The organism is Tsukamurella soli, assembly GCF_039541155.1.
Lineage (GTDB): Bacteria > Actinomycetota > Actinomycetes > Mycobacteriales > Mycobacteriaceae > Tsukamurella > Tsukamurella soli.
Genome location: NZ_BAABFR010000205.1, coordinates 1 through 2,872, shown reverse-complemented (window position 1 = coordinate 2,872; position 2,872 = coordinate 1). Strand labels below are relative to the sequence as shown.

The following is a 2,872-nucleotide window of genomic DNA, read 5'->3' as shown; positions in this document are numbered from 1 at the left end:
CCGGTGTCGGCGCCGGGGGCCGCGCCCACACCGGCGGGAGGGCCGCAGACCGTGCCCGGGCCACGCCAGCGCGGGTCGACACCGTCGTAGCCGAGTCCGATAGGGCCCGTCTCGGCCCGACTCCGCCTGACCACGGGTTCGCCCGACGCGCGCCGCGCCGAGCTAATACCCTGGCCCAGTGCATGTCACAGGAACGTTTACCGTCGAGCCCAGCTACCCGCCCTCCCTCGCTCCCCTCGCGACCCTTGCGCAGAACCTGCGCTGGGTCTGGGACGGTCCCACCCAGGACCTCTTCGCCACATTGGCACCGCAGCAGTGGGCTGCCACCCTGGACCCGCTCGAGACCCTCCGCACCGCGCCGCAGGACCGGATCGACGCCTTGGGCGTCGACGAGGGCTACCTCGCTCGCGTCGATGCCGCGGCCGAGGACCTGCGCCGCTACCTCGACGAGCCCCGTTGGGCGGCCGGCATCCCGGGCGGCGCGCGGGCCGTTGCCTACTTCTCCATGGAGTTCGGCGTCAGTCAGACGCTGCCGAACTACTCGGGTGGCCTGGGGATCCTGGCCGGAGACCACCTCAAGGCGGCGTCCGACCTGGGAGTGCCGCTGGTGGCGCTGGGACTGATGTACCGGTCGGGCTACTTCAAGCAGACGCTGTCGGCCGACGGCTGGCAGCAGGAGCAGTACCCGCAGCTCGACCCGTCAAGGCTCCCGCTGACGCCGGTGCTGCTGTCGGACGGGCAGCAGCTGACGGTGTCGGTGACGCTCGATCGCGGACGGGTGCTGCACGCGATCGTGTGGCGTGCGGACGTCGGTCGCGTCCCGCTGCTGCTGCTGGACGCCGACGTCGATGCCAACGAGCCGGACCTGCGCTCGGTCACCGACCGGCTGTACGGCGGCGACGCCGAGCACCGCTTGCGCCAGGAGATCCTGCTGGGCATCGGCGGCGTGCGCGCCGCCCGCGCGTACTGCGACCTGACGGGGCACCCGGGCATCGAGGTGTTCCACGCCAACGAGGGCCACGCCGGCTTCCTCGGCCTCGAGCGCACCCGCGAACTGATGGCCGAACAGGACCTGACGTTCGACGAGGCGCTGGCGCTGGCGCGGTGCAGCACCGTCTTCACCACGCACACGCCCGTCCCGGCCGGCATCGACAGGTTCCCGGCCGACCTGGTGCGCCGCTACTTCGGCGACGGCGAGACGTGCGTCCTGCTGCCCACCGTGGGCCTCGAACGCATGATCGCGCTCGGCGCCGAGGCCGACCCCGGCGTCTTCAACATGGCCCACATGGGTTTCCGGCTCGCTCAGCGCGCCAACGGCGTGTCCCGGCTGCACGGCGAGGTCAGCCGCGAGATGTTCGCCGGCCTGTGGCCCGACCTGGTGCCGTCCGAGGTGCCGATCGGCTCGGTGACCAACGGCGTGCACCGCGGCACCTGGGCCGCCCGCGCCGTGCGGGAGTCGCTCTCGGACCCGCTCACCGTCCCGTCCGACGTGCTGTGGGGCGTGCGGAACACGCAGCGCGCCAACCTGGTCGACGAGGTGCGCACCCGTACCCGGGCTGCGTGGCGGGACCGGGGTGCGGTCGATGCCGAACTCGGTTGGACGGAGCGGATGTTCGACCCCGACGTGCTGACGATCGGCTTCGCGCGACGGGTGTCCACCTACAAGCGGCTGACGCTGATGCTGCGTGAGCCCGACCGGCTGCGGCGACTGCTGCTCGACCCCGAGCGGCCCATCCAGGTGGTGATCGCGGGCAAGAGCCACCCCGCCGACGACGGCGGCAAGCACCTGCTGCAGCAGCTGATCGGATTCATCGACGACCCCGCGATCCGGCACCGTATCGCGTTCCTGCCCAACTACTCGATCGGCATGGCCGGGTATCTCTACCACGGCTGCGACGTGTGGCTGAACAACCCACTGCGCCCGCTGGAGGCGTGCGGCACGTCGGGCATGAAGAGCGCTCTGAACGGTGGCCTCAACCTGTCGGTGCTGGACGGCTGGTGGGACGAGCTGTACGACGGCGAGAACGGCTGGGCGATCCCCAGCGCCGTGGGCCTGGACCCCAGCCGGCGCGACGACATCGAGGCGGCTGCGCTGTACGACCTGCTGGAGAACGACGTCGTGCCCGCGTTCTACGGCCAGCGCGACGAGCAGGGCGTGCCGAAGCAGTGGCTCGCGAAGGTACGGCACACGCTGGCGGTGACCGGGCCCGAGGTCACCGCAGATCGGATGGTCCGCGAGTACACGATGGACTACTACCGGCCCGCCGCCCAGTCGTATCGCGCGACCGCTCCGCACATCCGCGAGCTCGCCGCGTTCGCCGACCGTATCCACGCGGCGTGGGACGACGTGGCGGTGCAGGACAGCGCCGCCACCGTGGGCCCGGCGGGCGTGACGTTGACGGCGGACGTGGCCCTCGGCGGACTCGCGGTGGGCGAGGTGCGTGTCGAGGCGGTGCTCGGGCCGCTCGACGAGGCGGGTGCGCTGGAGGGGACGTCGACCGTGCAGCTGGCCCCCGCGAGGGCGGGCGCGGACGGCACCGTCCGATATCAGGCGACGGTATCCTCGCCGGTGGGGCACTTCGGCTTCACCGCCAGGGTGCTGCCGCGACACGAACTGCTGTCAGGTCCTGCGGAGCTGGGGCTCGTGCGCTACGCGAAGTGACCCCGGAACGGGAGTGAGTTGAGGGCAGTGCTCGCCGTCGACCTGGGCGGCACCAAGGTGGAGGCCGCCCTGGTCGATCCGGCCGGGCGGGTGCTGGACGGTACCCGTCGGCGCGCGCCCACCGGACCGGACTCGTCGGCCGCGGCGCTGGGCGCGGCCATCGAGTCCGTGGTGGTCGGGGCGCGGCTCGCCGCCCCGCCCGGCGTGACG

At 72.4% G+C, this 2,872-nt stretch carries 1 protein-coding gene and 1 pseudogene; both read left to right on the top strand.

The window, feature by feature from the left end; translation table 11 throughout:
• Positions 1 to 178 precede the first annotated feature (178 nt).
• Complete coding sequence (gene glgP, locus ABD908_RS27005; protein WP_345001946.1) at positions 179 to 2,662, top strand: alpha-glucan family phosphorylase; 2,484 nt, start codon at positions 179 to 181, stop codon at positions 2,660 to 2,662.
• Between the two features lie 27 nt (positions 2,663 to 2,689).
• Positions 2,690 to 2,872 (top strand): annotated as a pseudogene (locus tag ABD908_RS27000) (ROK family protein); the annotation flags it as partial.